We start from the raw sequence: 17674 nt of genomic DNA on the forward strand, positions 1-17674 counted from the left end.
TCCAAGGAAACGTCACTGGATCCCGGCTTTCGCCGGGATGACGGAGTGCGAGGATGACGGAGTGCGAGGGATGACGGAGTGCGAGGGCGTCAGTCTCTGCGTGACGTGGCGGGCGTCCCGGCCGCATCTGCCGCATCTGCCATGGTCCGCCCGGCTGCCGCGTCGCCGCCGTCTCCCGTGTTCGACGCACCACCGAAAATGATCCGCGCCGCGCGCTGGTAGCTCCAGTACGCCCATGCCCAGTTCAGTAGCACCACGAGCCGGTTGCGGAAGCCGATCAGGAAAAACACGTGCGCGCCGAGCCAGAACCACCAGGCCAGCACGCCGCTGATCCGCAGCCCGTGCAGGTCGACCACCGCAGCCATGCGGCCGATCGTGGCGAGATTGCCGAAGTCGCGGTAGCGGAACGCCGGGGCCGCCTGCCCGCGCAGGCGCGCGCGGATCACGCGCGCCACGTGTGTGCCCATCTGCTTGGCGGCGGGTGCGACGCCGGGCACCGGTCTGCCATCCTGCGCGACCGCGGCCAGATCGCCGGCCACGAAGACGTCCGCCAAGCCGGGCACGGTGAGATCGGGCTGCACCGCGACGCGGCCGGCGCGGTCGAGCGGCACGCCGAGCGCCCGCGCCAGCGGCGAGGCGGCAACGCCTGCGGCCCACACCACGGTGCGCGCCGGGATCCGTTCCGCGCCGAGCGTGTAACCCTCCGCATCGATCGACGCCACCGGCGTGCCGGTCAGCACCTCCACGCCGAGTGTCTCCAGCTGCGCGCGTGCGCGTGCGGACAGCGATTCCGGGAACGAGGCCAGCACCCGCGGCCCGGCCTCGATCAGCCGCACGCGCGCCTGCGCCGGATCGATGTGGCGGAATTCGTTGCGCAGCGTGTGGCGCGCGATCTCCGCCAGCGTGCCGGCCAGCTCGACGCCGGTCGGCCCGCCGCCGACGATGGCGAAGCTCAGCCACGCCGCGCGCCGCGCAGGATCGGTTTCCGCCTCGGCGCGCTCGAACGCCAGCAGCAGGCGACGGCGCAGGTGCAGCGCATCGTCGAGCGTCTTGAGCCCGGGCGCGTGGCGGGCCCAGTCGTCGTGCCCGAAGTACGCGTGCGTCGCGCCGCTCGCGAGCACCAGCGTGTCGTAGGCGAGCGTGCTGCCGTCGTCGAACGCGATGCGCCTGCCGGCCGTGTCGATGCCCTGCACCTGCGCCAGGCGGACCTCGACGTTCTTCTGCCGCCGCAGGATGTGCCGCAGCGGCGCGGCGATGTCCGGCGCCGACAGCCCGGCGGTGGCCACCTGGTACAGCAGCGGCTGGAACAGATGGTGATTGGTGCGGTCGATCAGGGTGATGCGCACCGCATCGCGCGCCAGCGCGCGTGCGGTCCACAGCCCGGCGAAACCGCCGCCGACGATGACGATGTGGGGACGCGACGTATCCATCGCCGCATTGTCGCGCATCACGCCGCGTCCTCGATCGTCGACACCCGGCGCGAGTCGGGCATCCACAGATACACCAGCAGCGAGCAGCCGATGCACGCCGTCACGTACCAGTAGAAGCCCGATTCCATGCCGGCGTCCTTGAACCACAGCGCCACGTACTCCGCGGTGCCGCCGAACAGCGCGACGGTCACCGCGTACGGCAGCCCGACACCGAGCGCGCGCACCTCCACGGGGAACAGTTCGGCCTTCACCACGGCGTTGATCGCTGTGTAGCCGCTGACGATGCCGAGCGCGGCGAGGATCAGCCAGAACGCCTGCCACGCGGTGGTCACGTCCTGCAGCGCGCTCAGGATCGGTACCGTCAGCAGCGTGCCGAGCACGCCGAACGCGATCAGGATCGGGCGCCGTCCCGTGCGGTCGGACAATGCGCCGACCAGCGGCTGCATCAGCATGTAGAGAAAGAGCGTGCCGGCGTTGATCAGCGTGGCGGTGCGGTTGGGCATGCCGACGCTGTTGACGAGGAATTTGTGCATGTACGTGGTGTAGGTATAGAACGCCAGCGTGCCGCCCATCGTGAGCCCGACCACGGTGAAGACCGCGCGCGGATGCCGCAGCAGCGCGCGCAGCGTGCCGGACTGCCGTGTGCCGGCCGCCTTGCGCACGAAGCTGTCGGTTTCCACCATGTTGCGCCGCAGGTACAGCGCCGTCACCGCCGCCAGCGCGCCGATCGCGAACGGGATGCGCCAGCCCCAGTCGCGCAGCTGCGCGTCGTCGAGTAGGGCCTGCAGCGCGATCAGCACCGCCAGCGCGATCAGATGCCCCATCACCAGCGTGACGTACTGGAAGCTCGACCAGAACCCGCGATGCGCGCGCGTGGCCATCTCGCTCAGGTACGTGGCCGAGGTGCCGTACTCGCCGCCCACGCTCAGCCCCTGCAGCAGCCGCGCCAGCACCAGCAGCACCGGCGCGGCGACGCCGATGCTCTCGTAGCCGGGCGTGCACACGATGATGAGCGAGCCGCCGCACATCAGCAGCACCGACAGCATCAGCGCCGAACGCCTGCCGTGGCGATCGGCATAGCGTCCGAGCAGCCACGCACCGAGCGGCCGCATCAGGAACCCGACCGCGAAGATGGCCGCGGTGTTGAGCAGCTGCGAGGTCCGGTCGCCGCGCGGAAAGAACACCTGCGCGAAGTAGAGCGAAAACGCCGCGTAGACGTACCAGTCGTACCACTCCACGAGATTGCCGACCGAGCCGCTGAAGATGCTGCGCAGGCGTCGTGTCGGCGTGAGCGTCGAATCGGTCATGCGGGAAGGTTCGCACGGGAACGCGTGCGTCGTCAGTACAGATCCACCGGATCCACATCCAGCGACCAGCGCACCTTCTTCCTCTCGCGCAGCGCGTGCAGGCGCGGGAACAGCTCGCGCAGCAGCGCCTGCAGCGCGCCGCGCTGCGGCGAGGACAGCAGCATCTGCGCGCGCAGGCGACCCGCGCGGCGTGGCATCGGCGCCGGCATCGGGGCATGCCGCGTCACGCCGAACGCGTTTTCTGCCAGCGCGAACGCTTCGGCGAGGAAGGCATCGAGCTCGGCCTGGCCGGTGGCCTCGGCGCGCAGCAGGCACAGATGCGCGAACGGCGGAAAGCCGGCCGCGCGCCGCTCTGCCAGCGCCTCGGCCGCAAACGCGTGGTAGCCGCCGCCGGTCAGCAGGGTGCGCAGCAGCGGGTGGTCCGGATGGTGGGTCTGCAGCCACACCGCACCGCGCAAGGCGGCACGACCCGCGCGTCCGGCGACCTGGATCAGCAGCTGCGCGAGACGCTCGCCGGCGCGGAAATCGGCGCTGAAGAGGCCGTCGTCGATGCTGGCGATGGCCACCAGCGTCAAACGCGGCAGGTCGTGCCCCTTGGCCAGCATCTGGGTGCCGACGAGGATGCCGGCGCCGTCCCCGAGCGCGGCAAAATGTTTTTCCAGTGCGTCGCGATGCTGCGTGGTCTCGCGATCCACACGCACGAGCGGCACGTCCGGGAACTCGGCCGCCAGCGCCTGCTCCAGCCGCTCGGTGCCGGCGCCCTGCGGCACCAGGCCGAGGCTGTCGCACTGCGGGCAGGCCGGCGGGACGCGGCGCCGCGCGCCGCAGTGGTGGCAGAGCAGGGTGTGGCGGCCGTGCAGGGTCATGGCGCTGTCGCAGCGCTCGCAGTCGGCATGCCAGCCGCAGTCGTGGCACAGCAGCACCGGCGCGAAGCCGCGGCGGTTGCGGAACACCAGCGCCTGCTCGCCGCGCGCAAGACACGCGGCGATGGCCGCGCGCAGCGGCCGCGACAGGCCGTCGACCAGCGGCTGTGCGCGCACGTCGAGCACGTGCACCTGCGGCGCGATCGCCTCGCCGGCGCGTTCGGACAGGCGCAGCCAGGCGTAGCGACCGCCCATCGCATGGTGCAGGGTTTCCAGCGACGGCGTGGCGCTGCCCAGCAGCACCGGCACGCCGAGCGTCTTGCCGCGCACCAGCGCGAGATCGCGCGCGTGGTAGCGGAAGCCGTCCTGCTGCTTGTACGAGGCATCGTGTTCTTCGTCGATGACGATGAGGCCGGCCTGCGGCAGCGGCGTGAACACGGCCGAGCGCGTGCCGATGAGCACGCGCGCTTCGCCGCGCGCCATCGCGGTCCAGGCGCGCGCTCGCTCGCCTTCGGACAGTCCCGAGTGCAGCGCGTGCACCGGCACCGGCAGGCGCTCGCCGTAGCGCCGCAACGCCTGCGGGGTGAGTCCGATCTCCGGCACCAGCACCAGCGCCTGCCGGCCTTGCGCCAGGCAGGCCTCGATCGCGGCGAGATAGACCTCGGTCTTGCCGCTGCCGGTGACGCCGTCGAGCAGCAGCGGCGCGAACTCGCCCAAGCGCGCGCAGACCGCATCGACCGCGCGGCGTTGCGCGGCACCGAGCACGGGCGGCGGCGTGCGCGGCGTGCCGGGCACCGGCTGCGTCGTCCACAGGCGTTCGACCAATCCGCGCCGCGCCAGCGATCGCAGCGGCGTGCGCCACTGCGGCGACCAGGCCGCGAGGGCGTCCTCGTCCTGGGCGCCGGCGCGCAGGCGTTCGGCCAGGGCGCGCGGACGGGTGCCGGCGCGCAGCGCAGGCGTGGCCGTGGCGCCGGCCTCGGTCAGCCGCCACACCGCGCGCGCGGTGTCCGGCAACGGCTCGCCGTGGCGCAGCGGCCCCGGCAGCGCCGTGGCGAACACGTCGCCGAGCGCGCGCTGCCAGTAGCCTGCGGCCCAGCGCAGGCTGGCATCGAGCTCGGCATCGAACAGCGCGGTGGCGTCGAGCACCGCGTCAGCCTCGCGCAGGGTGCCGGCCGCGGGATCAGGTGCGTCGATCCCGGCCACGATGCCGACCAGGACCTTGGACCCGAAACCCACGCGCACGCGGCGACCGACCAGCGCCGCGCTCGCGGCGACACCGCGCGGCGGCAGATAGTCGAACAGGCGCGGCAGCGGCAGCGGCAGCGCCACGCGGAGCACCGAGGGAACACGATCCGGCATCGGCGCAGTGTAAAGCGCTTGACCGCGGCGTCCCGCGGACGCGCGACACTTGCGCGGCAGTGCTGTGTCACACCTCACGTTTCCTGGGTAACTGCCTGTGCGCCATGATGAAATTCCCTTATCCACACAAGCTGTGGATAAGTGTGTGGATCAGGCTCCGGCGAGCACTGCGCGGACGCGGCGCCATCGGGCTTTCCGCCGCCTTGGCGAAAAATTCACCAATCTGAAATAGTCATTTTAAAACAGAGGCTTGTGGGCAAAGGCTACCGTTGCATGACGGCATCTCACGGACTGCGACCGGCAAAATGCAGCGCGGTCCGCTGCTGTGCACAACCCGATTCCACGGAAACCCCGTGATTGCTGGGGAGAGCGCGTGCGCTGTCGCTGTCAAGCCCCCATGCGGGTGTGCCGCGGACGACGGATCGGCGCGGCTGCGCCACTAGACTAGCGGCTGCCGTTTCCGTTCCCAACGCGTTTCCCGATGCCCCAGGCCGCGTCCGCAGCCCCAGCCACCGACACTGCAGCGCTCGACCGCTTCCTCCGCGGCCTGGAGCGTCGCGCCCTGTGCATGGCGCAGCTGGCCCTGCCCGGGCACGACGACGCGTTCGACGCGGTGCAGGACGCCATGGCCGCATTCGTGCGCGACCGCCCGCCGGCCGAGGCCGACTGGCCGCTGCCGTTCTGGCGCGCGTTCCACGTCCGCCTCGGCGGCGCCGCGCGCCGGCGCGCGCCCTGGATGGCATGGGCGGGGCCGCGCCGCCGCGGACCCGACACCGCCGCGGATCTCGGAGCGGACCCCGGTGCGCCCGGCACCGTCGGCTCCGGTCCCTTCCTGGCGTTGGCCGACGCCGCCGCCGGCGCCCGGCTCGCGGCCGCGCTGCGTGCGCTGCCGCCGGGCGAGCGTCAGGCCTTCCTGCTGCGGGTGTGGGAAAACCTCGACATGTCGGGCATCGCCCGGGCGATGCAACTGTCCGAGGACGCCGTGAAGGCCCAACTGTCCGGTGCGTTGCGTCAGCTGCGCCGTCATCTGGAAATCGCGATGACCACGCCCGCCGCGGCGCCGCCGCGCGACGACGGCCGCTGGATCCTGCGCAGCCGCGCCTTGCTCGATGCGTCGGCGCGCGATCTGGACGGCGCCACGCTGTCGCGGCTTGCGCACGCGCGCCGCGCGGCGATGGACGGCGTCGCGCCGGCGCCGCCGTCGGCGCGCCCGCTGGCGTGGCTGGGCGGACTTGCGATGGCGCTCGGCATCGGCCTGATGCTGTCCCGCCTGCTGCCCGTGGCGCAGGTACCCGGCGTCGCGCCCGATGCCGCGGCGCCGTCCGTCGCCCCCGCCGTCGCTCCGCCGCCGCGCATCGCGCCGACCGAAGACACCCCGCTCGCGGCGCCCGATTTCGAACTGCTCGTCGATGCCGACGACGAAGCCCTGCTCGACGAACTGGCCTTCTACGTCTGGCTCGGCGCCGGAGGCGATCGTGACGAGGACTGAGCGTCCGCGCGCTGTCGCCGTGGTCCTGGGCGTGCTGCTGGCCTGCGGTGCCGCGATCGCCCAGGCACCGGACGCGCCGGCGCCGCCGGCACCGCAGCAACACGCGCTGTCCGCACCGCGCTGGGCCGAGCTCGACACCGCCGAGCGCGCGTTGCTGCAGCCGTGGGCGCAGGACTGGGATCGCCTGCCCGACGACCTGCGCGCGCGCCTGCAACGCAATGCGCGGCGCTGGTTGTCGCTGACGCCCGACGCGCGCACCGCCGTCGTCGCGCGCATGGCGGCGTGGGACGCACTCCCGCCGCAGCGCCGCGCGCACCTGCGTGCACGCCACGAAGCCCTGCAGGCGATGCCACCCGACGAACGTGCCGGCGTACGCGCGGCATACCACGCGTTCGGCAGCCTGCCGCCGGCGCGGCAGGCGGAACTGCGCCGCAGCTTCGCCGCGCTGTCGCCGGACGCGCGCAGCGCCTTCCTTCTCGGCACGGACGCACGCGCGGTCGCCGACATCGCGCGCCGATCCTTCTCCTTCGTGCCGGCCGGGCAACGCGCTGCCACGCTGCGCATGCTGCGCGACCTGGATCCCGCACAGCGCCAGGCGCTGGTGCGCGTCGCGCGCCGCCTCGATGCCGGGCAACGCGAACGCCTGCGCAGCGCCCTGCTCGCCGCCGCGCCGGCGCAGCGCGGCGCGCTCATCGATTCGCCCCCGCCCTGAGGCGAAGCCGCCGCCCGATTGGGCGGCGGCGTGTGTGCTCAGGGTTTGACGAACTTGAGCGTCATGCGGTCGCTTTCGCCGATCGCCGCGTATTTTTCCCTGTCGGCTTCGTCGTGGTTGTTGCTCGGCGGCAGCGTCCACACGCCGTTCGGATGGTCCTTGGTGTCGCGCGGATTGGCGTTGATCTCGCTTTTCGCCTCGAGTTTGAAGCCGGCCCCTTCGGCCAGCGCGATCACCTGCGCCTCGCTCATGTAGCCGCTGCGATCGCCTCCGGGCACGTCGGCATTCGCGCGGTGCTCCACCACGCCCAAGGTGCCGCCGCTCCGGAGCACGGCATGGAAGCCCTTGAACATCGCCTCGGCCTGCCCGCTCATGCGCCAGTTGTGCACGTTGCGGAACGTCAGGACCAGATCGGCCGAGCCGTCCGGCCCGAAGCTCGGCGCCTTGGGGTCGAAACCCGCGATCTGCACCTTGGCGTAGGCCGGCGCGTCGGCGATCTTGCTTTCCAGCCCCGCCTTCGCGCGCGCCTGGTAATCGCGTCCGCGACCTTCCTCGACCGTGGCCGGATCCACCACCGCGGCGACATACTTGCCGCTGTCCTTCAGATAGGGCGCGAGGATTTCGGTGTACCAGCCACCGCCGGGAGTGATCTCCACCACGGTCTGGGTCGGTGCAATGCCGAAGAACGCCAGGGTCTGGCCGGGGTGGCGCGCGGCGTCGCGCTTGACGAAGTCGGGGGTGCGCCAGTCGCCACCGATGGCGGCGGCGAGGGCCGCGTCGGGCGCGGGGAGCGTCGCGCTGTCGGCGGGTTTGACGGCCAACGCGGGCAGCGCGAAAGCGGTGCAGACGGACAGCAGGCAGGCACAGGCGAGCGGACGCAGCGTCATGGCGGAACTCCTCGGGAACGGGCCCGCAAGCGTAGCCAATAAAACGGGCGACCGGAGAGCTGTCGGGCATCGTCCCGCCGCGTGAACCGCTCGGACGGCGGCGTCCCTGCCGCCGCGTCCCGAACCGGATGGCTCAGCGCGCCGCTTGCGCCTGCGGCACCAGCGCGTTGGCGCGATCGAGGTTGTCGGCGAAGCGTTCGCGCGCGACGCGCAGATGCTCCTGCACACCCGAATTCTTCGAGGCCGGCAGCAGCGACTGGTCGACCACGGTGACGGCGTCGGCGTTGAGCTGCACCATCGCATCGACGAACGCGACCTCGAACTCCGTGCCGCTCAGGCCGTCGAGCATCTGGCGCTCCGCCGCCGCGCGTTGCCGCACCACCTTCACGTCGTCGCTTTCGAACGGATTGATGCCGCCCTGCTCGCCGACGCGCCGGGTCTTGAACTGGTTGGCGCGGTGTTCGCGCTCCACATCGCGCGCGAACGCCTGCAGCGGCGCGCTGACGCCCTTGCGCTGCGCCAGCGCGGCGGTTTCGATCTCGTGGTCGTTGATGGCCTCCAGCATCGCGAGCGCCTCGCCGTCGGACGCGATGCCGGGCGCCTGCTCGTTGCCGCCCTTGGTGCCCGACTGCGGTGAACCTTCGCGAATCGCGACGCTGTCCGAATCGTTGCGAACGTACGGCGAGTCGCTGCCGCGACCGGTATCGAGGCGGATGGCGTCGTCGGCGACGGCGGCGAGGGAGCAGGTCGCAAGTGCGATGGCGATGGCAAGCTGCAGGCGGCGGACAGACTGGGACATGATCGGCTCCTTCTGGGAATGGGCTGGCACGAGGGCAGGCGAATGCGCGGCACATCGCCCGGACGCGCGCGGTGCGCGGCGCCGCAGGTTCGGATGCACCGCAGCAATGTGCATGCCAGCGTGCGGACACCGTGCTCGACGAGGTCTCGCGCGCGCCGCGCGCTTCGCAGCGGGCGCGCGATCGTGGCATTTGCCGCATGCGCGGTGGCGCAGCGGCGCATTCCGCACGATCGCTTCGCCACACGCTGGCATCGCTCGGCAGCGCGATCGGCGACAGCGGCGTGCTCGACTAACGGTCGCCCGGCGGAAACCGCAGCGTCGCGTACACGCCGAAATGGTCCGAGGCCCAGGCACCGTCCGCCGCCGGCACATCGAACAGCCGCCCGGCCTGCAGTGGCACGAGCCGGTCGACGAACACGTGATCGATGCGCTGCGGCGGATGCCTGGCCGGATTGAGCGTGCTGTGGGCGGGATCGTCCGCGGCGGTGCGCGGGTGCAGCGTGGCATACGCATCGCGCAGGCCCAGCGCGCGCAGGGCGTCGAGCTCGGGGCTGTCCGCCGCGGTGTTGAAGTCGCCGAGCACGAGCATCGCGTCGCCCGCGCGGGTGCGCCGGACGAAATCCACCAGGTCGCCGATCTGGCGTGCGCGGATCGCGCCACCGTTCGCGGTGTGGTGCAGGTGCGTTGCATACACATCGACGGTGCGTCCGCCGATGGTCACGCGCACGTGCGCCGCGCTGCGGTAGTCGTCCAGCGGCGCCAGCAGCACCGCGTCGTCGGCCAGGATCCGGTGCCGCGTCAGGATCGCGTTGCCGTAGCGGCGCACCGCGTCGGGCGCATCGGCCGAGACGAAGATGTGGCGATATCCCAGCGCCTGCGCCAGCGATTTCGCCTGGTTCGGCAGGTGTGCGTCCTGCAGCACTTCCTGCAATGCGATCACATCGGGCTGCAGCGTGCGCAGCGCCCGCACGATGATCGCCTCGCGGCGCGGCCAGTCGGCCTTGTCGTGCCACAGGTTGAGGGTGACGACGGTCAGCGTGTCCGGCGGCGCGGTGTGGCGCGCGTCCGGATGGCATGCGGTCAGCAGGGTGGCGACGAGCAGCAACACGATGCGCAACGGTGTCATGGGATGCTCCTTGTGCCGGGCTCCGATGGCATCGTCTGCCGCCTATCGTGCAGAGCGCCCCCTCCCGCCTTCGGCACCCTCCCCCGCTGCGCGGGAGAGGGGACGTCGCCTCGATCGCGGGATGCGGTCGACTGCGGCGGCTGTCTCGCCGCCACGGAGGAACCCCATTCTGCTGCACGGAGGAGCCCTTCTTTTCGCACCAGAGGAACTCCTTTCCCCACAGGAACCTCTCCCCGGGACTTCTCCTCCGCAGCAACCCCTCCCCGCAGGAACACTGTCCCTCACAGGAACCCTGTCCTCACAGAGCCCTGTCTTCACAGGAACCCTGTATGTCACGGGAACCCCCGCTCCCCGCAACGGAGAAGCCCTTCTCCCGCACAGCGGGGGAAGGTGGCGGCAGCCGGAAGGGGGTCGGCGCCGCACCGATTCCGCATCACCCCCTACGCCGCAGCCGCGCCGAACGCATCGCGCGTCAGGTTCTGCGGCGTGCTGTCGGTGCAGACGACATCGTCCTCGATGCGCACGCCGCCGAAGCGCCGCAGATGCTCGATCGCCGTCCAGTTCACCGCTTGCGCGTGCGGTCCCTCGCGCAGTCCGGCGAGCAGGCTGTCGATGAAATAGATGCCCGGCTCGATCGTCACCACCATGTGCGGCGCAAGCGTGCGCGTCAGGCGCAGGTACGGGTGCCCGGCCGGCCGCTCGATGCGGCCGCCGGCGTCGGTGGCCATGAAGCCGCCGATGTCGTGCACCTGGATGCCGAGCAGATGGCCGAGCCCGTGCGGGAAAAACACCGCGCTGACGCCCGCGTCCACCTGGTCTTCCGGCGCCATGCGCACGATGTCCAGATCGCGCAGCACACCCGCGAGCATGCGGTGCGCCTCCACGTGCAGATCGGCGTAGTCGCGTCCGGCCCGCACCCGGTCCACCAGCGCCAGCTGCACGCCATCGACCGCGTGGACCAGCGCGGAAAACGCCGCATCGCCGTTGGCGTAGGTCCGCGTGATGTCGCTGGCGTAACCGTCCGCGGTGCCGCCCGCATCGATCAGGAAGGCGCGCGATTCGTGCGGCCGCTGCGCCTGCTGGTGCTGGTAATGCAGCACCGCGCCGTGTTCGTTCAGCGCCACGATGTTGCCGTACGGCAGGTCCGTGTCCAGATGGCCGCTCGCATGCAGGTAGGCGCGATGGATCTCCAGTTCCGATTCGTTGCGGCGGAACGCCGACTCCGCCGCGCGGTGGCCGCGCACGGCGCGCGCGGATGCCTGCCGCATCAGCGCCAGCTCGTACGGCGTCTTGAACGCGCGGTGGTAATGCAGATAGTCGACCACGGCGGCGGGATCGTTCGGCACGTAGCCGTCAAGTGCGGCGTCGGCCGGCGCGAGGATCGCGCTGCGTGCCGCCGGCGGCAGGTGGCGGCGGGCCTCGTCCGGCGTGCGGACCGTGCGGATGTCGAAGTGTTCCACCCACGCGCCCGACGGCGCGGCCGGCGGCAGGTGCCAGTAGTCGTCCGGCTGGTAGTACGCCAGGACGGGCTTGTTGCCGGGCGTGATCGCGATCCAGCAGTCGGTGTGCGCCGGCAGCGGCAGGAACTGCACGAACTGCGGGTTGCCGCGGAAGGTGATCGGGCGGTCGTCGAGATGCTCGTAGCGCTGCACGCCCGAGCCGATCAGCAGATGCTCGAAGCCGCCGCGCTCCAGCGCGGTCGCCACGCGTGCGAGCAGCGTGTCCAGATGCTCGCGGTAGAGCGGTGCGGGGTCCATGCGATGCGTCCTGCGTTGCGGGGAACCGCCATTCTGCCGCAGGCCGCCGCGCGGCGCATGGCGCGCCGCGCGCGAAGCGTGCGCTCAGCCGAAATCGAGGTTCTGTTCGAAGCTCTTGAGCTCGTGTCGCGCCATCGCGAGGTTGGACTTGGCCCGATCGAGCACGAGATACAGGAACAGCGTCTCGTTGCGCTCCAGCGGACGGATGATGTGGTACTGGCGCTCGAGGCTGATCAGGATGTCGTCGATCCGCTCGTTGATCTTGAGCGTGCTCGCGACGCGGCGCTTGGACTTCACTACCTCGGTATTGCCGCTTGCGGCAACGTCCAGGTCGATGTTGCCGCCGCCGAGCTTGGCCAGGGCCATGCCGCTGTCGGAGTCCACCAGCGCCGCGCCGATGAAGCCGTCGATGCCGGACAGTGAGTTGATGTCGAGTTTTGCCATGAGCGGTGATCCCTGTGGTGGGTGGTGCAGGACCCGCAACCGGCGGGCGGCGGCGTTGCGGTGAAGATCAGGTCGGCATCGATGCGTTGCGCTGCAGCCAGTCGTCGATCTGCATCGCGACGTGCGCGGCGGTGGTGCGCGTTTCGTGCAGCACGATGCCGAGGTTGGTGGTGGGCCGTGCGAGCGTGGCCAGCACGAACAGTTCGCGCTCGCTCGGAATGCGCTGCGCGAGCAGGGTGCCGTTGCTGGCGTTCACCACCACGTACTGCGAGCGGTCGATGCGCACTTCCTTGCCGATGGTTTCGCCCAGCGCCACCATCGAGCCGATCATCGCGGCGATGCGCTGCGGATCGGCGTCGTTGTCGACGATGTGCGACACCAGGCGCCCGTCGACCGTGGCCACCACGCAGCCCATCGCGGCCGGAATGCGCTGGTGCAGATCGTGCAGCGCGTGGTCGATGCCGTCGCGCAGGTCCTGCGGGATCATCCGCGACATCGCCCTCATGTCGCCCTCGCCTGTTGCACGAACCGCAGCCACTCGTCGCCGTCGCCGTCCACGCTCTCGGTCTCCTCGGCCAGTTCGATCTGTTCGAACAGCACGTCGAGCACGCGCAGCACGTCGTCGCGGCGGCGCACGTCGGCCGGCACCACCGGCACGAAATGGCCGAGTGCGTCCAGGCGTGCGAGATAGTCGTCCAGGCTCGGGCTCGGATGCGTCTCCAGCCGGCCCGGGGCGATCACCACGCGCCCGGCGGCGATCATCGGCGCGAAGGCGACGACGAAGTGCTCCAGATCCGCGAGCGGATCGGCACGCGAGTTGTCCAGCAGCACCACGATGCCCAGTGCACCGTCGGCCAGCAGCCGCCACATGAAATCGAAGCGGCGCTGCCCGGGCGAGCCGTACAGGCGCAGCGTGTCGCCGTTGTCCAGGGTGAGCTGGCCGTAGTCCATCGCGACGGTGGTTTCGAGCTTGGCGCTTTCGACAAGATCGGTGTTCGCCACCTCGGTGGCGATCGGTTCCACTTCGCTGATGGCGCGGATGGCGGTGGTCTTGCCCGCGCCCATCGGCCCCGCGAACAGCAGCTTGACCTCGCTCACTCGGCACCGATCCCGAGCGAGCGGCGGATCGAGGCCAGCACGCCCGCGCTGCGTCCCGCGCCACGCCGCGCCACGGCGGCCAGCGGCGGCAACGGCGCGGCCTGGCTGCGTTGTCCGAACGCACCCGCCGCCGGCACCGCCTGCAGGTAGCCGCAGGCATGGCAGGCGTTGAGGAAGCCCTGCAGCTCCTCGCGCGGCGCCAGGCCCAGTTCGCGCAGCGCGATCAGGTCGACCGGCGCGCCGCGCAGCTGGCGGATCATGTCGCCGAAACTGCGCGGACCGCCGGCGGCGAGATACGGCCAGCCCTTGAGCCGCAGCTCGCCCGGTTGCGACAGGCTCGGCAGCAGGCCGGCGGCGCCGGCGGTCAGCCCCAGTTGCCACAGCAGCGGCTTGAGCGGCACGCCATCGGTCGCCGGCACCGTGCCGGCCGGTTGCAGCGCGAAGGGTTCGCGCGTCATCCGATCGAGCAGGGCTTCCAGATCGGGCGTGGCGGTACCGATCGCCGCATGCCAGGTGCCGCGGCGCGGGTCGAGCACGGCCACCGTGCTGCCGCCGAGCGAGAAGTCGATCGGTGCGTTCGCCGCCAGGTTGCACCAGGCGTCGAGCCAGCGCAGTGCCACGCTGCTGCCGGTCGCACCCGAGGCACCCGCACCCGGGCGCAGGCTGCGTGCGATGCGCGAGAGCACGGTCACCATGGCAGCGCTGCGCAACGGGCCGTCGACGCGGATCTGTTCGGCGTCGCTGCCTGCGCGGTGGATCTCGGCGTACAGATCGCCGCCGGTGCGGGGGTCGCCGTGGGTGGCTGGACGCTGGCGGAATGTCACGTCGGCGCTGCCGGCCTCCACCACCTTCCAGCGGATGCCGCGTGCGCGCAACTCGTGCGCGGCGCTTTCGAGCATGCAGCGCAGCAGGGCGCTGCGGTGGCCGGGCACGGACAACGCCACCGAAAACGGCACCATGGTCTGGTTTTCCACCGACACCCCCGCCGCCCTTTGGCGGGTCGTCCGCCGGCGATCGCTTTTGAATTGGTGCGCGCCGGTCCGGAGTCCGTCCCGGCCATCACGACGCGGTGTTTCAACTGTGACGCAGTTCACATTTTGCAAGTCTTACAAACGCCGACGCCGGGCACAACCGGTTGATTGTCAAAGGTTGTAATCGATTACATTTTCCGACGCGCGACAAGCAGACGGTCGCCTTACCGTCAAGCGACGGGAGATGCTTTGACACGCAACGGAATGTGGCGTCCGGGGCAAGAAGCGGCCCGCCGGGGTCGTTCCGCCGCGCACCGGCGCTTGCGCACGGTTTGGACGCGCACTCCTACGCGTGGTCCGCGCAGCGCGGACGCAGTAGATTGCCGTCCATGGATCGCACCGACGCCACGTTGACCGCCCTGCTCGGCGCCGCGTCGGCCGGCGAACCGGATGCGCTGACGCGGCTGATGCCGCTGGTCTACGACGAGCTGCGCCGTCTGGCGCGCAGCCAGCTCGGGCACCGCGGCCAGGGCGCGACCCTGTCGACCACGGCCTTGGTGCACGAAGCCTACGAACGCCTCGCGCGCCAGTCGCACCTCGCCGTCAGCGACCGCAAGCATTTCTTCGTGCTGTGCGCCCGCGTGATGCGGCAGATCGTCATCGACAGCCTGCGCCGGCGCGGCGCGGAAAAACGCGGCGGCGGGCTTGCGCCGGAAGCGCTGTCGGACGAGGAGCCGATGGCGGCCGAGCAATCCTCGCTGCTGGCGCTGGAGGAAGCGATGCGCAAGCTCGGCGAACACGACCCGGCGCTGCTCGACACCGCCGGCATGGTGTGGTTTGCCGGGCTCGAACCGCAGGAGGTGGCGACGCTTGCCGGCGTGTCGCTGCGCACCGTGCAGCGCGATCTCGCGCGCGCCCGGGCCTGGGTGGCGGATGCGCTCGGCCTGCCGCCGTGACGCGGCCGGGATGAAACCGCGTATGGAGGATGGCGGACGCGCCGCGCGCCGCCGGAACCCCGCATGACCCGCGTCGACACCGTGCTCGATCAAGCGCTGCAGCAGCCGCCGGACGAGGCCGAGCGCTTCGTCGCCGTCGCGTGCGGCGACGATGTCGCGCTGCAGGCCCGCGTGCTGCGGCTGCTGCGCCTGGCGCGTTCGGCGCACGTGGACGACGCGCTCGGCCACCTGTTCGGCGGCGCCACGGCGCTGGCGCTGGCCAGTATCGCGCCGCCGGGGCCGGCGCGCGTCGGCGCATGGCGCCTGCGCGAGTGCCTGGGCAGCGGCGGCATGGCGCAGGTATTCCGTGCCGAACGCGACGACGGCACCGTGGCGCAGGCCGCGGCGGTGAAGATCCTCTGGCCGCACCAGTTGCGTCCGGATTACGTCTGGCGCTTCGCGCGCGAGCGCGAAATTCTCGCCACGCTCGATGATCCGCGCATCGCGCGTTACCTCGACGGCGGCGTCGCCGACGACGGCCGACCTTGGCTCGCGATCGAGCTCGTCGACGGCGAACCGCTCGACCGCTGGCTGCAGCGCACCGACATCGGTCTGGACGCGCGCCTCGCCCTGTTCGGCGAGATCGCCGGCGCGGTGGCGAGCGCGCACCGGCAGATGGTGGTGCATCGCGACCTCAAGCCCGCCAATGTGCTGGTCCGCGGCGACGGCAGCCCGCGCCTGCTCGATTTCGGCATCGCGGCGCTGCAGTCCGGCGCCGGCGACGATGCCCTCACGCGCGACTACGGCCGTCTGCTCACGCCCGAGTTCGCCAGCCCCGAACAACTCGCCGGTGGCCGCGTCGACACCCGTTCGGATGTCTACCAGCTCGGCCGCCTGCTGCACCTGCTGCTGTGCGGCGGCGGCGTGCATCGTGGCGAGCTGCGTGCGCCGAGCGTCGTGCTGCGCGAACGCGACGCCGGATGGCCGGTGCGTGCGCGTGCGGTGCGCGGCGACCTCGACGCGATCGTCGCCAAGGCCGTCGACGCCGATCCCGACGCGCGCTACGCCTCGGTGCAGGCGCTGCTCGACGACCTGCGGCGCGCCCGCAGCGGCCGCCCCATCGCCGCGCGCGACCACGGCGCGCTGCGGCGCGCGGCGAAATGGCTGCGGCGGCACTGGGCCGCCTCCGGCGTCGCGGCTGCCGCGCTGCTGGCGCTGCTCGCGTTCACCGCGCAGACCGTGCGTCACGCCGACGCCATGGCGCACGAAGCGCGTCTCAACCGCGATGCCGCCGCCTTCATCGAGAACGTGCTGATGCGCGCCGGTCCGTCGCAGGCGCTGAGCGAGGAGGTGCTCGCCAACGCCAGCGCGCGGGCGCGCATGGATCTCGCGGACCAGCCGGCGCTGCGCGCGCGCATGCTGGAAATCCTCGCGCGCCTGCGCCTGAGCCGCGCCGAGATGGTGGTGGGCGCCGCCACCGCGCGCGACGCGCTGGACGCCGCGACGCAGGCCGGCGATCCCGTGCGCTGGCGCTCGGCCGCGATCACGCTGGCCGAACTGCTGAACTACGGCGGCGAACTCGACCCCGCCGAGCACCTGCTGCGCGAGGTGATCGCACGCGACCGCGCCGCGAATGCACCCGACGACGCCTACGTGCGCATCGTGCTCGCCGACGTGCTGCACAGCCGCGGCGACTGGCGCGCGGCGCGCGGCATGGCCGAGCAAGCGGTGACACTCGGGCCCGCGCAGGGCGGGTCGCACTGCATGCTCGGCATGGTGCTGCGCGATCTCGGCGACTACGCCGCGGCGCGCGCCGCCGTGCAGCGCGGCATCGTGGCCGAGCGGGCACGGGCCGATCGATCGCAGCCGATGATCGCGACCTGCCTCGACTGCCTCGGCCAGATCGACCTGCACGACGGCAACATCGTCGCCGGCACCGCCGCACTCGAACGCAGCGCCGCGATGCGCGTCGACCGTCTCGGCCAGCGCTGGTCGGGCCTGGTCTGGTCGCACCACTGGCTGGCGCTCGCGCGCCATGCCGGCGGCGACATCGCCGGTGCCGACGCGCTGCTCACGCCGGTCGAGCGGCGCTACGCGGCGTCGTTCGGCGAACGCAGCCACGTGCTCGCCTACGCGCGCAGCGACCTCGGCTGGCTGCGGCGCGCGCAGGGCCGCAACGACGAAGCGCGTCGTCTTTTCGCCGCAGCCGCGCACACGCTGCAGGCGATCGGTCCGGACGGCCACCCGCGCACTGCCGAACCGCTGCTCGGACTCGCGCTGCTGGCCGCGCAGGTCGACGGCGACGCGCAGGCCGCGCGGGTGCATGCGCGCGCCGCGCTGGCGCTGCGTCAGCGTGCGATGCCGGCCGGCCATCCGGGGCGCGTGCGCGCCTGCGAACTGCTGCGGCGACTCGGCGACGCCTGCGACGAGGCGGGCGCCAGCCCGCCGACCGCGCTCGAATGGCTGCGCATGCAGCCGCTGCCCGCCGCGGGGTGAG

At 71.8% G+C, this 17674-nt stretch carries 16 protein-coding genes; 5 read left to right on the top strand and 11 right to left on the bottom strand.

Annotated elements, in window-relative coordinates; genetic code table 11:
- Nucleotides 1-89: 89 nt before the first annotated feature.
- From HNQ52_RS06595 to HNQ52_RS06605, 3 genes are read right to left on the bottom strand one after another with little or no spacing between them, the layout of a single operon-like run.
- Nucleotides 90-1430: an NAD(P)/FAD-dependent oxidoreductase gene (locus tag HNQ52_RS06595; RefSeq protein ID WP_183960719.1), complete on the bottom strand. Its 1341-nt coding sequence runs from the start codon at nucleotides 1428-1430 to the stop codon at nucleotides 90-92.
- A gap of 17 nt (nucleotides 1431-1447) precedes the next feature.
- Nucleotides 1448-2737, bottom strand: coding sequence for an MFS transporter (locus HNQ52_RS06600; protein ID WP_183960318.1), 1290 nt, complete (start codon nucleotides 2735-2737; stop codon nucleotides 1448-1450).
- Between the two features lie 32 nt (nucleotides 2738-2769).
- A complete protein-coding gene (locus HNQ52_RS06605) occupies nucleotides 2770-4959 on the bottom strand; it encodes a primosomal protein N' (RefSeq protein ID WP_183960319.1) in 2190 nt (729 codons plus the stop codon).
- 481 nt (nucleotides 4960-5440) lie between these two features.
- On the opposite strand from HNQ52_RS06605, the gene HNQ52_RS06610 reads away from it, so the two are divergent.
- Together HNQ52_RS06610 and HNQ52_RS06615 are read left to right on the top strand one after the other, a co-directional pair.
- Nucleotides 5441-6448, top strand: coding sequence for a sigma factor-like helix-turn-helix DNA-binding protein (locus tag HNQ52_RS06610; RefSeq protein ID WP_183960320.1), 1008 nt, complete (start codon nucleotides 5441-5443; stop codon nucleotides 6446-6448).
- Nucleotides 6435-7160: a DUF3106 domain-containing protein gene (locus HNQ52_RS06615; protein WP_183960321.1), complete on the top strand. Its 726-nt coding sequence runs from the start codon at nucleotides 6435-6437 to the stop codon at nucleotides 7158-7160. The genes HNQ52_RS06610 and HNQ52_RS06615 overlap by 14 nt, the downstream gene beginning before the upstream one ends.
- Before the next feature lie 38 nt (nucleotides 7161-7198).
- On the opposite strand, the gene HNQ52_RS06620 is transcribed toward HNQ52_RS06615, so the two are convergent.
- Complete coding sequence (locus HNQ52_RS06620) at nucleotides 7199-8047, bottom strand: class I SAM-dependent methyltransferase (RefSeq protein ID WP_183960322.1); 849 nt, start codon at nucleotides 8045-8047, stop codon at nucleotides 7199-7201.
- 133 nt (nucleotides 8048-8180) lie between these two features.
- The gene (locus HNQ52_RS06625; RefSeq protein ID WP_183960323.1) at nucleotides 8181-8846 is read right to left on the bottom strand and encodes a DUF4142 domain-containing protein; all 666 of its coding nucleotides are present in this window, start codon (nucleotides 8844-8846) and stop codon (nucleotides 8181-8183) included.
- Between the two features lie 131 nt (nucleotides 8847-8977).
- Between HNQ52_RS06625 and HNQ52_RS06630 the strand changes: the two genes are divergently transcribed.
- A complete protein-coding gene (locus tag HNQ52_RS06630) occupies nucleotides 8978-9139 on the top strand; it encodes a hypothetical protein (protein WP_183960324.1) in 162 nt (53 codons plus the stop codon).
- Here the strand turns inward: HNQ52_RS06630 and HNQ52_RS06635 are convergent.
- The 6 genes from HNQ52_RS06635 to HNQ52_RS06660 all read right to left on the bottom strand — a co-directional run bounded on the left by HNQ52_RS06635 (nucleotide 9136) and on the right by HNQ52_RS06660 (nucleotide 14230).
- Nucleotides 9136-9972: an endonuclease/exonuclease/phosphatase family protein gene (locus tag HNQ52_RS06635; protein ID WP_246387635.1), complete on the bottom strand. Its 837-nt coding sequence runs from the start codon at nucleotides 9970-9972 to the stop codon at nucleotides 9136-9138. The two genes, HNQ52_RS06630 and HNQ52_RS06635, sit on opposite strands and share 4 nt — an antisense overlap.
- 440 nt (nucleotides 9973-10412) lie before the next feature.
- Nucleotides 10413-11729 carry a Xaa-Pro dipeptidase gene (gene pepQ / locus HNQ52_RS06640; RefSeq protein WP_183960325.1) on the bottom strand — a complete coding sequence of 439 codons (1317 nt, stop codon included), beginning with the start codon at nucleotides 11727-11729 and terminating at the stop codon, nucleotides 10413-10415.
- Nucleotides 11730-11813: 84 nt separating this feature from the next.
- Nucleotides 11814-12173 carry a roadblock/LC7 domain-containing protein gene (locus HNQ52_RS06645; protein ID WP_183960326.1) on the bottom strand — a complete coding sequence of 120 codons (360 nt, stop codon included), beginning with the start codon at nucleotides 12171-12173 and terminating at the stop codon, nucleotides 11814-11816.
- 67 nt (nucleotides 12174-12240) lie between these two features.
- Entirely contained in the window at nucleotides 12241-12678 is a 438-nt protein-coding gene (locus HNQ52_RS06650; RefSeq protein WP_183960327.1) for a roadblock/LC7 domain-containing protein, read from the bottom strand.
- A complete protein-coding gene (locus HNQ52_RS06655) occupies nucleotides 12675-13271 on the bottom strand; it encodes a GTP-binding protein (RefSeq protein ID WP_343059229.1) in 597 nt (198 codons plus the stop codon). Before HNQ52_RS06655 ends, HNQ52_RS06650 begins: the two co-directional genes overlap by 4 nt.
- Entirely contained in the window at nucleotides 13268-14230 is a 963-nt protein-coding gene (locus HNQ52_RS06660; RefSeq protein ID WP_183960328.1) for a hypothetical protein, read from the bottom strand. The genes HNQ52_RS06655 and HNQ52_RS06660 overlap by 4 nt, the downstream gene beginning before the upstream one ends.
- A 401-nt stretch (nucleotides 14231-14631) precedes the next feature.
- On the opposite strand from HNQ52_RS06660, the gene HNQ52_RS06665 reads away from it, so the two are divergent.
- Both HNQ52_RS06665 and HNQ52_RS06670 read left to right on the top strand, forming a co-directional pair.
- On the top strand, nucleotides 14632-15198 hold the full coding sequence (locus HNQ52_RS06665; RefSeq protein ID WP_183960329.1) for an ECF-type sigma factor: 567 nt from the start codon (nucleotides 14632-14634) through the stop codon (nucleotides 15196-15198).
- Between the two features lie 63 nt (nucleotides 15199-15261).
- Nucleotides 15262-17673, top strand: a complete 2412-nt coding sequence (locus HNQ52_RS06670; RefSeq protein WP_183960330.1) for a protein kinase domain-containing protein — start codon at nucleotides 15262-15264, stop codon at nucleotides 17671-17673.
- Nucleotide 17674: the final 1 nt, after the last annotated feature.

This window comes from Chiayiivirga flava (genome assembly GCF_014202825.1).
In the GTDB taxonomy this organism is placed as follows: Bacteria; Pseudomonadota; Gammaproteobacteria; order Xanthomonadales; family Xanthomonadaceae; genus Chiayiivirga; species Chiayiivirga flava.